Source organism: Morganella sp. Je.2.23 (assembly GCF_051129855.1).
Lineage (GTDB): Bacteria > Pseudomonadota > Gammaproteobacteria > Enterobacterales > Enterobacteriaceae > Morganella > Morganella sibonii.
The window spans coordinates 60,080-78,829 of record NZ_JBCPSQ010000006.1; the positions used below are offsets into that span (position 1 = coordinate 60,080).

The window sequence follows — 18,750 nt, forward strand, 5'->3', positions numbered from 1 at the left end:
AAGAGTCCTCAGTTAGTGGCAGCGGCGTCAGGTTGCGGCGGGCAGTCAGGGCTGTCTTCTGCGTGAGCGTCATCATCCGTTGTGATACAGGTGGCCAGCAGTTCCCCCATACGGGTGGAAACACCGTTTGCCAGTGCACTGTTCAGTACAACAGTATCCGCCGGGAACAGGTTGATAACGGTGGAACCGAGTTTAAAGCGGCCCATCTCTTCGCCTTTCTTCAGGTTTACCGCACAGACACTGTCATGTGCCGGATAGGTCCAGCGGCGGACAATGCCTTCACGCGGCGGCGTGACCATACCGCACCAGACGGTTTCCATACTGCCGACAATAGTGGCACCCACCAGAATCTGCACCATCGGGCCGAAAGCGGTATCAAACACACAGATCAGGCGCTCGTTACGGGCAAACAGGTTCGGTACATTGGCAGCAGTCAGCGGATTGACGGAGAACAGATCGCCCGGAACATAGATCATTTCGCGCAGATGGCCGTCACACGGCATATGCACGCGGTGGTAATCACGCGGAGATAAGTAAGTGGTTACAAACTGCCCGTTGCGGAACTGATCCGCCAGTTGCCAGTTTCCGGCGAGGAGGGCTTCCAGGGTGTAATTATGCCCTTTGGCTTGTAAAATCTGATCGTCACGGATAAGCCCCAGCTGACTGATAGTACCGTCAGCCGGCAGCGCCAGAGTTTCACTGCCCTGTACGATCGGACGGACTTCCTCTTTCAGTGCGCGGATAAAGAATTCATTGAAGGTACTGTAAGCGATAAATTCGCTTTCTTTCGCTTCCTGCATATCCACTTTATAGGCTTTGGCGAATGCTTTGATCGCCAGCTGTGTCAGCCAGCCAAGTTTTTTGTTGGCAAAGCGGCCCGCCAGCTGAGTAAGACACTGTTTAGGCAGCAAATATTGTAATTTTATTTTAAGAGTATCCAGCACATCGACCTCTGGTATTGTTTGTTATCTGCCGGTTTTTCCGGCGAATTCTGAACAAAAGGGGGCTATTGTACCTGTGCTTATTGCGCTTGTCAGTCTTCACCGGCCGTAAAATTACGGCGTGGTTTGACTTGCGCCATACTTTCCAGAATGCGGTGATAATTTTCAAAGCGTTCCGCACTTATTTTGCCGTTTTCCACAGCGTCGCGCAGTGCACAGCCCGGGTCGTCCCCGTGTTTGCAGTCACGGAATTTACAGCCGCCGAGATAATCGCGGAATTCTGTAAATCCCTGAGTAACCTGCTCCGGTGTCAGGTGCCACAAACCGAATTCACGCACCCCCGGTGAATCGATCACATCGCCGCCGTGCGGGAAATGATACAGCCGTGAGGCGGTGGTGGTGTGCTGACCCAGCCCGGAAACATCAGAAACATTATTAACCAGAATATCTGCGGTTTCCGGCAGCAATGTATTGAGCAGGCTTGATTTTCCGACACCGGATTGTCCGGCGAAGATAGAAATCCGTCCGGCCAGTGCCGCAGTCAGTGCATCAATCCCCTCACCAGTGTGGCCGGACACTTCCAGCACACGGTATCCGATATTACGATAGATATTCATTAAATCATTGACCAGGGCGCGGCTTTCATCATTCAGCAGGTCAATTTTGTTGAGGACAATCAGCGGCTCCACACCCAGTGTTTCGCAGGCGACCAGGTAGCGATCAATAATATTGAGCGATAACTCCGGTAAAATGGCGGAAACAATCACGATCTGGTTGATATTGGCAGCGATCGGTTTAAGACCGTCATAAAAATCCGGGCGGGTCAGTACGGATTCGCGCTCATGTACCGCCTCGACAATCCCGTTAACACGGCCTTCCTCGTTATTCTGCAATGCCGCACGCCAGACCACGCGATCACCGGTGACCAGTGATTTGATAGTGCGGCGCAGGTTACAGCGCTGTACAGAGCCGTCTGCCGCCTCAATATCCGCATGCTGCCCGAAGCGGCTGATTACCTGTCCTTCCTGAGCCTCACCGAACAGGCTGTCTTCAGGCTCCGGCCGGTTCTCTCTGCGCAGTTTGCGCTGCTGGTTTGCCTGAACACGCCGTACCTGACCTTTGGAAAGTTTTTGTTTAGCCAACGAAACCTCGTCTGTTTTGACACCACGTAAAGAAGAAAGTGCCCGCCGGGGTGACTCGCAGCAGGGCTGATTACGCGCTATGATACACCATTCATTTTACCCGTCATCATTCAATCCGTATGAATAAAAAACAGGCGGATGCTCAGGTAACTATAGGATACAACATGGCTAAAAGTGAACAGAACCTTATCTGGATTGATCTGGAAATGACCGGACTTGATCCGGAACGTGACCGGATTATCGAAATCGCCACCATTGTGACGGATGCAAACCTGAACATTCTGGCGGAAGGCCCGGTTCTGGCGGTACATCAGTCAGATGAACAATTAGGTCTGATGGATGACTGGAATGTCCGCACACACGGTGCCAGCGGGTTAACTGAGCGGGTCCGTGCCAGTACATACTCCGATGCGCAGGCAGAGCAGGCCACTATCGCGTTTCTGGAACAGTGGGTACCGCAGGGGGTATCACCTATCTGCGGTAACAGTGTCGGCCAGGATCGCCGTTTTCTGTTCCGCTATATGCCTGCCCTGGAACAGTATTTCCACTATCGCTATCTGGATGTCAGCACGCTGAAAGAGCTGGCCCGCCGCTGGAAACCGGAAGTGCTGGATGGCTTTACCAAGAAAAATACCCATCAGGCGCTGGATGATATCCGCGAGTCGATTGCTGAACTGGCATACTACCGTGAAACCTTTATCCGTCTGTGATAAAACGTGGCACATGATTTTCAGCCGCAGACAGGTTAATATTAACGCAGGTTGCGTATTTTATAGCAGAATTGCCGGTTTTATCGGCATCTGAACAAAAAAATTCATTTTTTCGTGCCGGAGGGCTTGCCAGAAAATGAATTTTTCGTATAATGCGCTCCCCGTACCGAGATAGATTTTCAATCGAAAGCGGTGCGGGCAAATTGCAAAATATGCGGGAATAGCTCAGTTGGTAGAGCACGACCTTGCCAAGGTCGGGGTCGCGAGTTCGAGCCTCGTTTCCCGCTCCAATTTTCAGTTTGTCAGGTAATATACCGGTTGTGATGCGGGAATAGCTCAGTTGGTAGAGCACGACCTTGCCAAGGTCGGGGTCGCGAGTTCGAGTCTCGTTTCCCGCTCCAATTTTCAGATTGTCAGGTATATACCGGTTGCGACGCGGGAATAGCTCAGTTGGTAGAGCACGACCTTGCCAAGGTCGGGGTCGCGAGTTCGAATCTCGTTTCCCGCTCCAATTTTTTCTTCTCTTTTATTATCTCCCCCTGAAGTATCATTATCCTGAAGTTTACCTTTGCTGTTTTCTGTTACCGGTTACACCGGGAAAATTGTTGTGCAGTGCAAATAAGCATCAGCCACAGTCATCGGCAGCACAAAACGGGCCAGACCGGATTTTTGCTGATATTTTAATCGGTTAGATAGTTTTCTTCGTAATTACAGGGAAAAAACTTGCTAATCCCGGCGGGGTGAAATAGAATTTGCGCCCTCTCCGACGAAGGGGCAGATGAACGATCACCAGCGGTGATTATTCAGACAGTGAAAGATTATCACCGGTACTTTCCGGACTATCTTTATATCAGTTTCTGCTTTTCATCACCTTTCACAGGGTGATTAAGTCAAACCGGGGCCATTTTTTTGTCCTGATGTCATTTTTTATCCACAGCGCTGCGGGGCATGTTATTCACATCCCGGGTGTTCTGACACACTTTTCTGCACAGAGTTATCCACAGGCTGGTTTTGTCGGCTGAATCACAGAATTACGCTGAATACCGGAATAATACCTGTTTAATATATTGATATTTATATGTTAATTTAATTTATGTGAATTGTGTGACAGCTCTCTTGTATTTTTTCTTCACATTGATAGGCAAGGTCTTTTTATATTATTCACAACACTGAACATTGTGGATAACTTAACGGGATAATCAGGCGGGATCAGGCGTCGCGGGGTAAACCTTTGGAAATGGCGCGGATCAGCCGTTTTTGTTGTGAAGTCTGTATTTCGATACCTGATTCATCTCTTTTGGCATACTGACGGGCAACCGCCCAGCGGATATGTTCATCAAGCCAGTCAGCCAGTCCGGTTTTTTCTGTCAGTGCGATAATAATCTTATCTTCATACGGGGCGTTGCCGAGCGCTACACTGATATTTCTCAGCCAGCGCAGATATCCGATGCGCCGGATAGCCGAACCCTCTGTCACCCGCAGGAAAGTCGCTTCATCCCAGGCAAATAACTCCAGCAGCTCCGGCGTATGCAGGCGCTTGCGCGGTGAGAAATCTTCCTCGTCAGTCAGTTGTGAGAAGCGGTTCCACGGACAGATCAGCTGGCAGTCATCACAGCCGTAAATGCGGTTTCCCATCAGCGGGCGGAATTCTTCGGGGATGGCACCCTCCAGCTCAATGGTGAGGTAGGAGATACAGCGGCGTGCATCGACAGTATAAGGCGCGACAATCGCCTGAGTCGGACAGGTGGTCATACAGGCAACACAGCGGCCGCACTGCTCCTCAACAGGGGTATCAACCGGCAGCGGCAGGTTAATCAGCAGTTCGCCGAGGAAAAACCAGGAACCGGCTTCACGGTTTAATATAAGTGAGTGCTTACCAACCCAGCCGAGACCGGCTTTGGCCGCCAGCGGGCGTTCCAGTACCGGGGCAGAGTCGACAAACGGACGGTAACTGAGGGTATTATCCAGAGCCAGCACATCACACTCAGCCTGAATCCGCTCTCCCAGCTGCTTCAGGCGCTGGCGCAGGAGTTTGTGATAATCCCGTCCCAGCGCATAACGGCTGATATAACCCTGTTCCGGGTTTTGCAGCACAGCGGCAAAGGCCGCTTTGGCCGGAAGATAGTTCATCCGCACGCTGATCACCCGCAGCGTGCCCGGCAGCAATTCATGAGGGCGTGCGCGCATCATGCCGTGACGCGCCATCCAGTCCATCTCACCCTGATAGCCCGCATCCAGCCATGCCTGTAACTTCGGTTCTTCCGCGCTGAGATCAGTATCGCAGATACCGACCTGCTGAAAGCCGAGTTCGCGCCCCCATTGTTTTATCCGGGCGGCAAGCTGATGTAATGCGGAGTCAGTGCTCATGAGTGAGTGTTTACTTACATTGCAGGGGTAATGGTGAATGGTGCGGAGTTTATCACAGAGTGTCCGGCACAAAAACTGCGCATTATTGTCGTTTTTTCGCACGCCGTTATGCAGGTATATCACCGGAATGTGGTATGTTTAACGGATTACACGCTCAATTATTTCAATAAAATAACCTGTGACGACAACGAGAATGAAAGAACGTCTGTTTACGCTGGCAGATGAAGCTGCCACTGTCGCGCTCGGCCGTGCACTGGCACAGCAGAGTCAGCGCGGATTTGTCCTGCATCTTTTCGGCGATCTGGGTGCCGGAAAAACCACCTTCAGCCGCGGTTTCCTTCAGGCACTGGGCCATCAGGGGCATGTGAAAAGCCCGACTTACACCCTGGTGGAACCGTACGAGCTCTCACCGCGCCCGGTTTATCATTTTGACCTGTATCGTCTGGCCGATCCGGAAGAGCTGGAATTTATGGGTATCCGCGATTATTTCGGGGAAAACACCGTGAGCCTGGTCGAATGGCCGCAAAAAGGCGCCGGTTTTCTGCCGGATGCAGATTTGGAATTGCACTTACGGTATGATGGGGAAGGACGGGAAGCGCGTTTTACCGCCCGCTCGCCTTATGGTGAAGAACTCCTGGATAAGTTAGCGGAGATGTGAGGAATTACCGAGAATGAATGCATATCTGACACGGAAATCTGATGTGGCCGCCGTATCGTGGCTGACAGCGCTGCTTTTCTGCATGGGCCTGCTGTTCAGCACAGCCGGGCACGCCGCATCCCTGACGGGAATCAATGTAAGCAATAACGGCTCTCAGGGAACATTACAGCTCAGTTTTGACGGTAAACCACAGTACAAACTGTTTCCGCTGCACGACCCGGAGCGTCTGGTCATCGACATCCGTCAGCCGCAGAAAATTACCGGCCTGCCGATCAACCTTGATAACGGGCTGATTAACGTCGTCAGAGAGAGCCGTGCCCCGGATGCTCAGCATCAGCGTATTGTGCTGGAACTGGCGGAAAAGAGCACTTTCCGTGATTCAGCGGATAACGGCGGGCTGACTATCACCCTGACCGGCAAAAACAGTTATACCGCAGCCCCGGTGGCTGCCGCACAACCGGTAACGACCACAACCGGCAAACCACTGCGCATGAATGGCAGCACACAGTCAGCACCGGTTGCAGCTGCCCCGGCCTCGGTGCCGGCACAGGCAAAAATCCCGGTTGTACCGACAGGTAAACTGCCGAAAAACAGCCGTCAGGTGGTGGTGGCGATTGATGCCGGACACGGCGGGAAAGATCCGGGTGCTATCGGGCAGAATGGTCTGAGAGAGAAAAACGTCACTATCAGTATCGCCCGTAAGCTGGAAAAGCGTCTGAAAAATGACCCGATGTTCAAACCGGTTCTGACCCGTGACGGCGATTATTTTATCTCCGTTGCCGGACGCTCAGAAGTGGCGCGCAAATTCGGTGCCAATATGCTGGTCTCCATCCATGCGGATTCCGCACCAAACCGCACCGCGACCGGTTCATCGGTCTGGGTGCTCTCTAACCGGCGGGCAAACAACGAATTAGGTAACTGGCTGGAACAGAGCGAGAAGCAATCGGAACTGCTTGGTGGTGCCGGTGATGCGCTGGCAAACGGTGCGGACCCGTATCTCAGCCAGGCCGTGCTGGATCTCCAGTTCGGTAACTCCCAGCGTGTCGGTTATGCCGTGGCGCAGGATGTGATCCGCCAGCTGCGCAAGATAGGTAAAGTTCACAAAGGCACACCGGAACACGCGAGCCTGGGTGTACTGCGCTCGCCGGATATTCCGTCCATTCTGGTGGAAACCGGTTTTATCAGTAACAGCACTGAAGAACAGCTGTTAGGGTCCGATACTTATCAGGAACAGGTGGCTGCCGCGATTCACGGCGGGTTACGCGAATATTTTACCGCGAATCCGTTACAGGCGGCACCGTCCAAATAACAGGAGAACGGGGGCAATTATGGCGATCCGGATTTTACCGCCGCAGCTGGCAAACCAGATAGCCGCAGGCGAAGTGGTTGAGCGCCCGGCATCGGTGGTGAAAGAACTGGTGGAAAACAGCCTGGACGCCGGAGCCACCCGTATCGATATTGATATTGAGCGCGGCGGTGAAAAGCTGATCCGTATCCGTGATAACGGCTGCGGTATTGCCAAAGACGAGCTGGCACTGGCGCTGGCCCGACACGCCACCAGTAAAATCGCCACGCTGGATGACCTTGAAGCTATCATGAGCATGGGATTCCGCGGCGAGGCACTCGCCAGTATCAGTTCGGTATCCCGCCTGACCTTTACTTCCCGCACCCGCGAACAGAGCGAAGCCTGGCAGGCGTATGCCGAAGGGCGGGAAATGGACGTGACGCTGAAACCGGCGGCACATCCGGCGGGCAGTACCGTGGAAGTGCTGGATCTTTTTTTCAATACCCCGGCCCGCCGGAAATTCCTGCGCACCGAAAAAACCGAGTTCGGCCATATTGATGAAGTGGTCCGGCGCATCGCGCTGTCCCGTTTTGATGTGGCCATTAATCTCACCCACAACGGTAAACTGATGCGCCAGTACCGCCCGGTCAAAGCGGAAGATCAGCAGGAACGCCGTCTGGGGGCGATCTGCGGTACGGCTTTTATGCAGCAGGCGCTGGCAGTGACCTGGTCTCATGAGGAACTGGCGATCCGCGGCTGGGTGGCCTCACCGGCGGATTACAGCGGCCCTTCTGATTTACAGTATTGTTATGTGAACGGGCGGATGATGCGTGACCGCCTGATCAATCACGCGATCCGTCAGGCGTATGAAGACCGGCTGAACGGCGATCAGCAACCGGCTTACGTTCTGTATCTGACCATTGACCCGCGTCAGGTGGATGTGAATGTGCATCCGGCCAAACATGAAGTGCGTTTTCATCAGGCGCGGCTGGTGCATGACTTTATTTATCAGGCAGTGCTCAGTGTGCTGAAGCAGCATGAGCAGCCGGTTTCCCTGTTTGAACCGGCGCCGTCAGTACCGCAGACACAGCATGTGCCCGAGAACCGCGCGGCGGCCGGTAAAAATATTTTTGAACGGGAGGACGTGCATACTCCTTCCCCGCACCGGGAAACGGCGGCAGGTCCCGCATCTTACAGCGGCCGTAACAGCGGGAAACCGGTATATTCTGCGGATAAACCCGTATACAGCCCGAAAGAAGCCGGAATATATCAGTCACTGATACAGACTCCGGCGGAAAACCGGCCGCAGCTGTTTCCGGAAAAAAGTACTTTTCTGTCAGAAAGCCGGATCAGTGCCGCAGGTGAGGCGGTGACGGAAAAAAGTGAGCGTGTAAGTTTTGGTAAAATCCTTACGCTTTATCCGCCGTGTTATGCGTTAATTGAGACAGATGCAGGTATTGCGCTGTTTTCCCTCAGTAAAGCGTCACATTCTCTGCGGTGTCAGCAACTGATTCCGGGAGAGCAGGGACTGAAATCCCAGCCGCTGATGATCCCGCTTCAGATGGCATTAAGCGCACAGGAATGTGAGACATTTACGCGGTTTGCCGGGGTATTGCGTACTTTCGGCATAGAAGGTTCAGTTTCCCGTGGAAAAGCGACGATTCGTACGGTATCGTTACCGCTTCGTCAGCAAAATTTACCGCACCTTATCCCTGAATTACTGAACTTTCTGGCTGATAACCCGGATGCGGGTGAACACGCTGTTGCGGCGTGTCTGGCCGGTATGCTGACCGGCGAATCGCCGGTTCAGAGCAAAGCGCAGGCGGTGCAACTGCTGGCAGATGTGGAGCGGCTGTGCCCGGAACTGGTGCGCAGGCCGCCGGAAGATTTAGTGCAATTAATTGATTTAACTGAGGTCGTTGCAGCATTACGTCATGAGTGAACAGAATCATCATAAACCCGCAGCCCTGTTTCTGATGGGGCCGACGGCTTCAGGAAAAACCGCGCTGGCAATTGAACTGTGTCAGCGGCTGCCGGTGGAAATCATCAGTGTGGACTCCGCGCTGATTTACAAGGGGATGGATATCGGGACCGCAAAGCCCGACGCTGCCGAACTGGCGCTCGCCCCGCACCGGCTGATTGATATTCTCGATCCGTCAGTGGCCTATTCCGCTGCCGATTTCCGCCGTGATGCACTGGCGGCGATGACAGATATCACCGCGCAGGGAAAAATTCCGCTGCTGGTCGGCGGAACCATGATGTATTTCAAGGCATTACTGGAAGGATTATCGCCGCTGCCGTCCGCTGACCCGGAAATCCGGGCGCAGATTGAGGCGCGGGCAGCGCAGGATGGCTGGCAGGTTCTTCATGATGAACTGAGCCGGATTGACCCCGTCGCCGGGGCACGAATCCATCCGAATGATCCGCAGCGGCTCAGCCGGGCGCTGGAGGTATACTATATCTCCGGGAAAACGATGACAGAACTGACGGAAACTGCAGGGGAGAATTTGCCCTTTAATGCTTATCAGTTTGCCATTGCACCGGCAGATCGTAAAATATTGCATCAGCGAATTGAAATGCGTTTTCAGATGATGCTGAACGCCGGTTTTGAGGACGAAGTCCGTGCGCTGTATCAGCGCGGGGACCTTCATCCGGATTTGCCGTCGATCCGTTGTGTCGGCTACCGCCAGATGTGGTCTTATCTGGCCGGTGAAATCAGTTATGACGACATGGTGTATCGGGGCATTTGCGCCACCCGCCAGCTTGCCAAGCGGCAGCTGACGTGGTTGCGGGGTTGGGAAGGCGTTCACTGGCTTGACAGTGAACAGCCTGAACAATCTCTTAAAGCCGTTATGCAGGTTCTTCGTGCATAGCGCCGTTGATTGTGTACAATTAACGGGTTACGAAAGTTTTGAGTAGTTATTTTTCGAACCCAGTTTGGGTTTCATTTAAAAAACAACAAAATAAGGAAAATACAGAATGGCTAAGGGGCAATCTTTGCAAGATCCGTTCCTGAACGCATTACGTCGCGAAAGGGTTCCGGTTTCTATTTATCTGGTCAACGGTATTAAATTGCAGGGTCAGATCGAATCATTCGACCAGTTTGTTATTCTGCTGAAAAACACGGTCAGCCAAATGGTTTATAAACACGCGATCTCTACCGTCGTACCTTCCCGTCCGGTTTCTCACCACAGCGGTGGCGCAAACCCGGGAACCGGCAGCAGCAATTACCACCAGTCAGCCGGTAACGGTGGTGCGCAACAGGATACTGATGGCGCTGAATAAGTCAGTGTGCAGTTATCAATCGCGGAAAAACATAGGTAGGGAGACTTTACCTGTGTTTTTTCCTGCGTGTTTTTCACTCAGCCTGAGAGGTTCTGCTGTTGTTTGACAGGTATGAAGGCGGTGAACGGGCCGTACTGGTCCATCTGTTTTTCTCACAGGATAAAAACACTGATGATCTCAGTGAATTTGAATCCCTTGTGACATCCGCGGGTGTGACACCTGTCCGGATAGTGACCGGCAGCCGCAGCGCTCCCCATCCGAAGTATTTTGCGGGTGAAGGGAAAGCTGAAGAGATTGCTGACGCTGTGATGGAAAGTGACGCCGATGTGGTGCTCTTTAACCATGCCTTAAGTCCGGCGCAGGAACGCAACCTCGAGCGTTTGTGCCAGTGCAGGGTGGTTGACAGAACCGGGGTTATCCTCGATATCTTCGCCCAGCGGGCACGGACACATGAAGGTAAATTACAGGTGGAACTGGCGCAGTTACGCCACCTTTCCACACGTCTGGTCCGCGGCTGGACGCACCTTGAACGCCAGAAAGGCGGGATTGGTCTGCGGGGGCCGGGTGAGACTCAGCTTGAGTCCGACCGCCGGATGCTGCGGGATAAAATCAAACAGATTTCAGGGCGTCTGGAAAAAGTGGAACGCCAGCGCGGACAAGGCCGTCAGGCGCGCAGTAAAGCGGATATTCCGACGGTGTCTCTGGTCGGTTACACCAACGCCGGGAAATCCAGTCTGTTTAATCACATAACTGATGCGAAAGTCTATGCGGCGGATCAGTTATTTGCGACACTCGATCCGACCCTGCGGCGGATTGATGTTGATGATGTCGGTACTGTGGTACTGGCAGATACGGTCGGGTTTATCCGCCATCTGCCGCACGACCTGGTGGCGGCATTTAAAGCCACGTTGCAGGAGACCCGCGAAGCGACACTGCTGCTTCATGTGGTGGACGCGGCGGATAACCGTATTGATGAAAATATTCATGCGGTTAATACAGTTCTGGAAGAGATTGATGCACATGAAATTCCGGTTCTGATAGTCATGAATAAAATCGATATGCTGGACGATTTTGAACCGCGTATCGACAGAAATGAGGACAACCTGCCGGTCAGGGTCTGGCTTTCAGCACAGACCGGAGCAGGAGTCCCGTTGTTGTTCCGGGCACTGACAGAACGCCTTTCCGGTGAGATCGCACACCTGGAATTGTGTCTGCCTCCGTCAGAGGGTCGTCTGCGCAGCCGTTTTTATCAGCTTCAGGCGATTGAACGCGAGTGGCTTGATGACGATGGCCGGATTTGCCTTGAAATCAGGCTGCCGGTTGTTGACTGGCGCCGTCTCTGCAAGCAGGAACAACAGTTAGCCGATTACGTTATCTGATTATCAGCGGCGTAATATATTGATTGAGAGCGCGTTTTTGTGCTCTTAGCCCTGAAAAACCGATCATAAAAGAGTGGAGCGAAGGCATGGCGTGGAATCAGCCCGGTAATAACGGACAGGACCGCGACCCGTGGGGGAGCAGCAATAAAGGCGGCAACTCCGACGGTAACAAAGGCGGCCGGAACCGTGGGGCATCTGATCTCGACGATCTGTTCCGGAAAATGAGCAGAAAACTCGGTGGTCTGGGTGGCGGTAAAGGCGGAAATAATAACGGACAGTCCGGCGGGAACAATCGTCCTCCGGTACAGTTCGCCGGCGGACGTATTATCAGTCTCGCTATTGCCGCCGTTGTTGTTGTCTGGGCCGCAACCGGCTTCTATACGATTAAAGAAACGGAACGTGGTGTGGTTACCCGTTTCGGTAAATTCAGTCATGTGGTGCAGCCGGGTCTGAACTGGAAACCGACATTTATTGATCGCGTCACCGCGGTTGATGTGGCGACCGTCCAGGATCTGGCGACCAACGGGATGATGTTAACGGCTGACGAAAACGTCGTCCGCGTCAATATGAACGTCCAGTTCCAGGTTGTGAACCCGGAAGAGTATCTCTTCAGCGTCACCAACCCGGGCAACAGTCTGCGTCAGGCGATGGACAGTGCGGTGCGCGGGGTTATCGGTAAGTTCACCATGGAGAAAATCCTGACGGCGAACCGTACCGTGGTCCGTAACGAAACCCAGAAAGTTCTCGAAGAGACAATCAGACCTTATAAAATGGGGATCGCGATTGTCGACGTCAACTTCCAGGAAGCCCGTCCGCCGGCTGAAGTTCAGGCCTCATTCGATGACGTGATTGCCGCGCGTGAAAACGAACAGCAATCTATCCGTGAAGCGGAAGCTTACTCAAACGAAGTTCTGCCGCTGGCAAAAGGTAACGCGCAAAGCATGATCGAAAGCGCGCAGGCCTATAAAGCCAGTATCGTGCTGAAAGCACGCGGTGAAGTGGCAAGCTTCTCGAAAATGCTGCCGGAATACCGTGCGGCACCGGATATCACCCGTGAACGTCTGTACATTGAGACAATGGAACGTGTGCTGAGCAATACCCGTAAAGTGATTGCCAATGATAAAAGCAACAGCATGATGGTGCTGCCGCTGGATCAGATTATGCGCGAGCAGAGAGCCGCCTCTCAGACTGCACCGGCGAAATCCGCTGCCTCGTCATCATCCGCGCCGGCAACACAGGCACCGTCAGGCCGTCAGGCACAAAACAGCACCCGGAATCCGAATGTACCCGCTGAATACAACAACACGTATGATCTCAGCAGTTCGGGTATCCGTGGTAACACTGAACGCACAGGGAGACAATAATCATGCGTAAGTATTTAGCCGTTATTGTTATTCTGGTTTTAGGCGTTCTGTATGCGTCTGTCTTTACTGTTCAGCAGACCGAGCGCGGTATTGTGCTGCGCTTTGGTAAAGTTCTGCGTGATGCGGAGAACAAACCGATTGTCTATGAACCGGGCCTGCATCTGAAAGTGCCGTTTATTGAAACCGTTAAAATGCTGCCTGCCCGTATCCAGACTCTGGATATCCAGGCTGACCGTTTCCTGACAAACGAAAACAAAGACCTGATCGTCGATTCTTACCTGAAATGGCGGATTAGTGATTTCAGCCTGTATTATCTCGCAACAAACAGCGGTAATATTAATCAGGCTGAAAACCTGCTGAAACGTAAATTCAGTGACCGTCTGCGTTCTGAGTTCGGTCGTCTGAGCGTGAAAGAGATTGTGACGGATTCCCGCGGTACATTAACGACGGAAGTCAAAAATGCACTGAACGAAGGGAGCTCCGGTAACGATCCGCAGGCAACTGATGCTGATAACGCTATTGCCGATGCGGCAGCGCGTGTTCAGGAAGAAACCAAAGGCGCACAGCCTCAGGTGAATCCGAACAGTATGGCAGCGTTAGGTATCGAAGTGGTGGACGTCCGTATCAAGCAGATCAACCTGCCGGCGGAAGTCTCCGAAGCTATCTTCCAGCGTATGCGTGCAGAACGTGAAGCTGTGGCACGTCGTCACCGCTCACAGGGTCTGGAAGAAGCCATGAAGATTCGTGCGGTGGCAGATAAAACCCGTACTGAAATCCTGGCCGAAGCGGAGCGCCAGTCACTCTCCCTGCGTGGTGCGGGTGATGCGGAAGCCGCTAAACTGTTTGCGGATGCATTCAGTCAGGACCCGGATTTCTATGCGTTTATCCGAAGCCTGCGTGCTTATGAGCAAAGCTTCAAACCCGATGGCAACGACATTATGGTGTTAAGCCCGGATACGGATTTCTTCCGTTACATGAAGGCACCGACATCATTGCGTCCGGCTTCAGGCCAGTAAGTCCGGTAACCGCATAACCGGTACTGACAAATCGTCAGCATGCTGATGGTCGCACTCTGATGAAGAAAGCCCGCTTAGGCGGGCTTTATTATGGACATAGATCAGGTGACTTTCATAAAGTGGATAAAAAGTGCTGAAAGGGCGGTCATGAGATGCTAGAATCCTTTTTTAAGCAACCAGGTAAAAACGAAATGGGTAAGAACGTTGTCGTATTGGGCACCCAATGGGGTGACGAGGGCAAGGGCAAAATCGTCGACTTGCTGACTGAACGGGCTAAGTATGTTGTTCGTTATCAAGGTGGCCACAACGCTGGTCACACTCTGGTTATCAACGGTGAGAAAACCGTCCTGCATTTAATTCCGTCAGGTATTCTCCGCGAAAACGTCGTCAGCATCATTGCTAACGGTGTTGTACTCGCACCCGATGCACTGCTGAAAGAAATGACTGCACTGGAAGAGCGTGGTATTCCGGTGCGCGAACGTCTGCTGATTTCTGAAGCATGTCCGCTGATCCTGCCTTATCATGTTGCGCTGGATAATGCCCGTGAGAAAGCACGCGGCGCGAAAGCTATCGGCACAACCGGGCGCGGTATCGGACCTGCATACGAAGATAAAGTTGCCCGTCGCGGTCTGCGCGTGGGTGATCTCTTCGATAAAGAAACTTTCGCTCAGAAACTGAAAGAAATCCTTGAGTATCACAACTTCCAGTTAGTGAACTACTACAAAGAGCCTGCGGTTGACTATCAGAAAACCCTGGACGAAATCATGGCAGTTGCGGATATCCTGACCGGTATAGTTGTGGATGTGTCTGATCTGCTGTACAAAGCCACCGTTAACGGTGAGCTGGTGATGTTTGAAGGTGCACAGGGTACACTGCTGGATATCGACCACGGTACCTATCCGTATGTGACCTCCTCAAACACCACTGCCGGCGGTGTTGCCACCGGTTCCGGTTTAGGTCCGCGTTATGTGGATTATGTCCTGGGTATCATCAAAGCTTACTCCACCCGTGTGGGTGCCGGTCCGTTCCCGACCGAACTGTTTGATGAAACCGGTGAATACCTGCGTACCAAAGGCCAGGAGTTCGGTGCAACCACCGGACGCAGCCGTCGTTGCGGCTGGCTGGACATCATTGCTATCCGCCGTGCTGTGCAGATTAACTCCCTGTCAGGGTTCTGCATGACCAAGCTGGATGTGCTGGATGGTCTGAAAGAAGTGAAAGTGTGTGTCGGTTACCGTTTACCGAATGGTGAAATCATCGAAACCACACCACTGGCTGCGGATAACTGGGAAGGCATCGAGCCTATCTATGAAGTGATGCCGGGCTGGACTGAAACCACCTTCGGGGCGAAGAGCCGCGAAGCACTGCCTCAGGCAGCACTGGATTACATCCGCCGCATTGAAGAACTGACAGGCGTTCCTGTTGATATTATTTCAACCGGTCCGGATCGTTCTGAAACGATGATCCTGCGCGACCCGTTCGACGCATAAGATCGTTCAGTTGATACCAGTCAGGGCCGGACATGTTTGTCCGGCTTTTTGTTTTCTGACGCCGGAATTTCTGACTGCGTGAGCGCAGGAAATCCGGCGTTTTTAACGACAAATTTTGCTTAATAAGCAAAAGACACACATAATGATTATCCATTACTTATCATGTGATCCCCGCGCGGGATAACAGAATTTACGGGGTAAAATGTGCAGTTAACCAGTTTTACAGATTATGGCTTGCGGGCGCTGATTTATATGGCGTCACTTCCTGATGGTAAAATGACCAGTATTACGGAAGTGACGAATGTCTACGGTGTATCCCGTAACCATATGGTCAAGATAATTAACCAATTGAGCCATTTGGGTTATGTCGAGGCGATTCGCGGCAAAAATGGCGGGATCCGCCTGGGAAAACCTGCTAATACTATAGGTATCGGTGAGGTTGTCCGCGCGCTCGAGCCGTTAACACTGGTGAACTGCAGCGGTGAATTCTGTCACATTACCCCGGCTTGCCGGCTGAAATCGGTACTGAACAAAGCCATACGGGAGTTTCTGCAGGAACTGGATAAACACACGCTCGCTGATATGGTGCAGGACAATCAGCATCTTTATAAATTGTTACTGACGGACGAATAACGCTTGTCAGAAACCACGGAGGATATAATGTCAGTGGAAAAACAATCAAACGACCCTTACCGTGAGCGCGAAGCGGAAAAATACGAATCTCCGATCGCGAGCCGTGAATTTATTCTTGAAACTGTCCGCCGTCACACCAAACCGGTGAGCCGCGACGATATCGCACAGGAACTGGGTATCACCGGTGAAGAGGCTCAGGAAGCCCTGCGCCGCCGTCTGCGCGCCATGGAGCGTGACGGGCAGCTGGTCTTTACCCGCCGTCAGTGCTACGCCTTACCGGAACGCCTTGATTTAATTAAAGGAACCGTGATCGGCCATCGTGATGGCTTCGGGTTCCTGCGTGTCGAAGGACAAAAAGACGATCTCTACATCCCGCAGGATCAGATGAAATTATGCATCCACGGGGATGTGATCCTGGTTCAGGTGATGGGGGCTGATCGCAAAGGCCGCCGCGAAGCGCGCGTTGTGCGTGTCGTTGAGCCAAAAACCGGCCAGATTGTCGGCCGTTACTTTACCGAAGAAGGCATGGGATTTGTCGTGCCGGATGACAGCCGCCTGTGCTTTGATATTCTGATCCCGAAAGAGTCGATTAACGGCGCACGGATGGGGAATATCGTAGTGGCGGAACTGACCCGCCGTCCGGGCAAACGCGTGCAGGCGCTCGGTGTTATCACTGAAGTGCTGGGCGAGAAAATGGGCACCAGTATTGCTGTGGATATTGCCCTGCGCAAACATGAAATTCCGTTTACCTGGCCTGAACAGGTGGAACGCCAGGTTGCGGATATCCGCGAGGAAGTACCGGAATCCGCCAAAAAAGGCCGTGTTGATTTACGCGACCTGCCGCTGGTGACTATCGACGGCGAAGATGCCCGTGACTTTGATGACGCCGTACACTGCGAAGCCAAACGCGGCGGCGGCTGGCGTCTGTGGGTGGCAATTGCTGACGTCAGTTATTATGTGCGTCCGCAGACGGCGCTGGATGATGAAGCCCGCAGCCGGGGAACCTCAGTTTACTTCCCGTCACAGGTTGTACCGATGCTGCCGGAAGTACTGTCGAACGGTGTCTGCTCACTGAACCCGCAGGTTGACCGCCTGTGTATGGTGTGTGAAATGACGATTTCGGCGAAAGGTAAGCTTTCCGGTTACCGTTTCTATGAAGCGGTAATGAGCTCACACGCCCGTCTGACCTACACCAAAGTGTGGAAAATCCTCGAAGGCGATGAAGAGCTGCGTGAGCATTACGCGCCGCTGGTCAAACACCTGGAAGAGCTGCATAAACTCTATAAAGCACTGGCGGAAGCCCGTGACGAGCGCGGCGCGATTGCCTTTGAATCCGAAGAAGCTAAATTTATTTTCAATGCGGAAAAACGCATTGAACGTATCGAGCCGGTACTGCGCAATGATGCGCACAAACTGATCGAAGAATGTATGATCATGGCGAACGTTGCCGCAGCCCGTTTCGTTGAGAAAAACAATGAACCGGCGCTGTACCGTGTGCATGATCGTCCGAAAGAGGACAGCGTTACCAACCTGCGTACTGTCTTTAATGAACTGGGTCTGACCCTGCCGGGCGGCCTGACACCGGAGCCGAAAGATTACGCCCGTGTCATGCTGGAAGTGGCGGAACGTCCTGACCACGAACTGTTACAGACCATGCTGCTGCGCTCGATGAAACAGGCGATTTATGATCCGGATAACCGCGGCCACTTCGGCCTGGCGTTACCGGCGTATGCCCACTTTACCTCACCGATCCGCCGCTATCCGGATCTGAGCCTGCACCGTGCGATTAAATACCTGCTGGCGAAAGAGCGCGGCGAGGCGAAATCGCAGACCGGTGCATGGCATTATGATATGCAGAGTATGCTTCAGCTGGGTGAGCACACCTCCATGACGGAGCGCCGTGCTGATGAAGCCACCCGCGATGTGGCGGACTGGCTGAAGTGTGACTTTATGCAGGATCAGGTGGGGAATGTCTTTACCGGGCTTATCACCAGCGTGACCGGTTTCGGTTTCTTTGTCCGTCTCAATGATCTGTTTATCGATGGTCTGGTACACGTATCAACACTTGATAACGATTACTACCGCTACGATAATGTCGGCCAGCGTCTGATTGGTGAATCGTCCTCTAATGTATACCGCCTGGGTGATGAAGTTGAAATCCGGGTGGAAGCCGTGCATATGGATGAGCGCACCATTGATTTCGCGCTGATTTCGACCACCCGCCGTGCCCGTAATGAAGGCAAAACCGCGAGAACCCGTGCGAAAGCCGGTGACAGAGGGGACAAGCGCCGGGATGGTAAGAAAGCTGATCCGCGCCGTGACAAAAACTTCGAACCGGACAGTGCGTTCCGCAAGAAGAAAAAAGAGGACGGCCCGAAAGCACCGAAAAGTAAGAAATCAGCCCGGACCAAAAAAATCGAAGCCAATATAAAGGCGAAACGCGCGAAGAAAAAAGCTGCGAAGTAACTGCCTTTGGTTTA

15 protein-coding genes and 3 tRNA genes are annotated in these 18,750 nt (G+C 52.9%); 15 read left to right on the forward strand and 3 right to left on the reverse strand.

Translation table 11 applies throughout. The features are described 5' to 3' along the window. Positions 1–8: 8 nt before the first annotated feature. Both asd and rsgA read right to left on the reverse strand, forming a co-directional pair. Positions 9–944 carry an archaetidylserine decarboxylase gene (gene asd / locus AAZR23_RS16745; protein WP_434693884.1) on the reverse strand — a complete coding sequence of 312 codons (936 nt, stop codon included), beginning with the start codon at positions 942–944 and terminating at the stop codon, positions 9–11. 89 nt (positions 945–1,033) lie between these two features. Further along, positions 1,034–2,083 carry a small ribosomal subunit biogenesis GTPase RsgA gene (gene rsgA / locus AAZR23_RS16750; RefSeq protein ID WP_046894238.1) on the reverse strand — a complete coding sequence of 350 codons (1,050 nt, stop codon included), beginning with the start codon at positions 2,081–2,083 and terminating at the stop codon, positions 1,034–1,036. A gap of 164 nt (positions 2,084–2,247) precedes the next feature. On the opposite strand from rsgA, the gene orn reads away from it, so the two are divergent. The 4 genes from orn to AAZR23_RS16770 all read left to right on the forward strand — a co-directional run bounded on the left by orn (position 2,248) and on the right by AAZR23_RS16770 (position 3,304). Continuing rightward, positions 2,248–2,793 carry an oligoribonuclease gene (orn, locus tag AAZR23_RS16755; RefSeq protein WP_025154642.1) on the forward strand — a complete coding sequence of 182 codons (546 nt, stop codon included), beginning with the start codon at positions 2,248–2,250 and terminating at the stop codon, positions 2,791–2,793. A gap of 214 nt (positions 2,794–3,007) precedes the next feature. Continuing rightward, positions 3,008–3,083, forward strand: a tRNA-Gly gene (locus tag AAZR23_RS16760). A 35-nt stretch (positions 3,084–3,118) separates the two neighbouring features. After that, a tRNA-Gly gene (locus tag AAZR23_RS16765) sits at positions 3,119–3,194 on the forward strand. A 34-nt stretch (positions 3,195–3,228) separates the two neighbouring features. Then, positions 3,229–3,304 (forward strand) — tRNA-Gly (locus tag AAZR23_RS16770). Positions 3,305–4,002: 698 nt separating this feature from the next. Here AAZR23_RS16770 and queG read toward each other — a convergent pair. Continuing rightward, positions 4,003–5,160, reverse strand: coding sequence for a tRNA epoxyqueuosine(34) reductase QueG (gene queG / locus AAZR23_RS16775; protein ID WP_434693889.1), 1,158 nt, complete (start codon positions 5,158–5,160; stop codon positions 4,003–4,005). 193 nt (positions 5,161–5,353) lie between these two features. Here queG and tsaE point away from each other — a divergent pair, with 193 nt between their 5' ends. From tsaE to rnr, 11 genes are all read left to right on the forward strand, one after another. Next, complete coding sequence (tsaE, locus tag AAZR23_RS16780) at positions 5,354–5,818, forward strand: tRNA (adenosine(37)-N6)-threonylcarbamoyltransferase complex ATPase subunit type 1 TsaE (RefSeq protein ID WP_046894241.1); 465 nt, start codon at positions 5,354–5,356, stop codon at positions 5,816–5,818. A 13-nt stretch (positions 5,819–5,831) separates the two neighbouring features. After that, positions 5,832–7,127, forward strand: a complete 1,296-nt coding sequence (locus AAZR23_RS16785) for an N-acetylmuramoyl-L-alanine amidase (RefSeq protein WP_434693892.1) — start codon at positions 5,832–5,834, stop codon at positions 7,125–7,127. Between the two features lie 19 nt (positions 7,128–7,146). Continuing rightward, the gene (gene mutL / locus AAZR23_RS16790) at positions 7,147–9,045 is read left to right on the forward strand and encodes a DNA mismatch repair endonuclease MutL (protein ID WP_434693895.1); all 1,899 of its coding nucleotides are present in this window, start codon (positions 7,147–7,149) and stop codon (positions 9,043–9,045) included. Further along, positions 9,038–9,976 carry a tRNA (adenosine(37)-N6)-dimethylallyltransferase MiaA gene (gene miaA, locus AAZR23_RS16795; protein ID WP_112549901.1) on the forward strand — a complete coding sequence of 313 codons (939 nt, stop codon included), beginning with the start codon at positions 9,038–9,040 and terminating at the stop codon, positions 9,974–9,976. The genes mutL and miaA overlap by 8 nt, the downstream gene beginning before the upstream one ends. 106 nt (positions 9,977–10,082) lie before the next feature. Beyond that, positions 10,083–10,388, forward strand: a complete 306-nt coding sequence (gene hfq, locus AAZR23_RS16800) for an RNA chaperone Hfq (protein WP_046894245.1) — start codon at positions 10,083–10,085, stop codon at positions 10,386–10,388. A 98-nt stretch (positions 10,389–10,486) separates the two neighbouring features. Further along, entirely contained in the window at positions 10,487–11,767 is a 1,281-nt protein-coding gene (gene hflX, locus AAZR23_RS16805) for a ribosome rescue GTPase HflX (RefSeq protein WP_166708787.1), read from the forward strand. A gap of 86 nt (positions 11,768–11,853) precedes the next feature. Further along, positions 11,854–13,131, forward strand: a complete 1,278-nt coding sequence (gene hflK, locus AAZR23_RS16810; protein ID WP_054425248.1) for an FtsH protease activity modulator HflK — start codon at positions 11,854–11,856, stop codon at positions 13,129–13,131. A 2-nt stretch (positions 13,132–13,133) separates the two neighbouring features. Next, complete coding sequence (gene hflC, locus AAZR23_RS16815; protein ID WP_046894248.1) at positions 13,134–14,147, forward strand: protease modulator HflC; 1,014 nt, start codon at positions 13,134–13,136, stop codon at positions 14,145–14,147. A 191-nt stretch (positions 14,148–14,338) separates the two neighbouring features. Then, a complete protein-coding gene (locus tag AAZR23_RS16820) occupies positions 14,339–15,637 on the forward strand; it encodes an adenylosuccinate synthase (protein WP_434693900.1) in 1,299 nt (432 codons plus the stop codon). Between the two features lie 204 nt (positions 15,638–15,841). Next, positions 15,842–16,270, forward strand: coding sequence for a nitric oxide-sensing transcriptional repressor NsrR (gene nsrR / locus AAZR23_RS16825; protein ID WP_046894250.1), 429 nt, complete (start codon positions 15,842–15,844; stop codon positions 16,268–16,270). Between the two features lie 27 nt (positions 16,271–16,297). Continuing rightward, positions 16,298–18,736: a ribonuclease R gene (gene rnr, locus AAZR23_RS16830; RefSeq protein WP_434693903.1), complete on the forward strand. Its 2,439-nt coding sequence runs from the start codon at positions 16,298–16,300 to the stop codon at positions 18,734–18,736. The last annotated feature ends 14 nt before the right edge of the window (positions 18,737–18,750 follow it).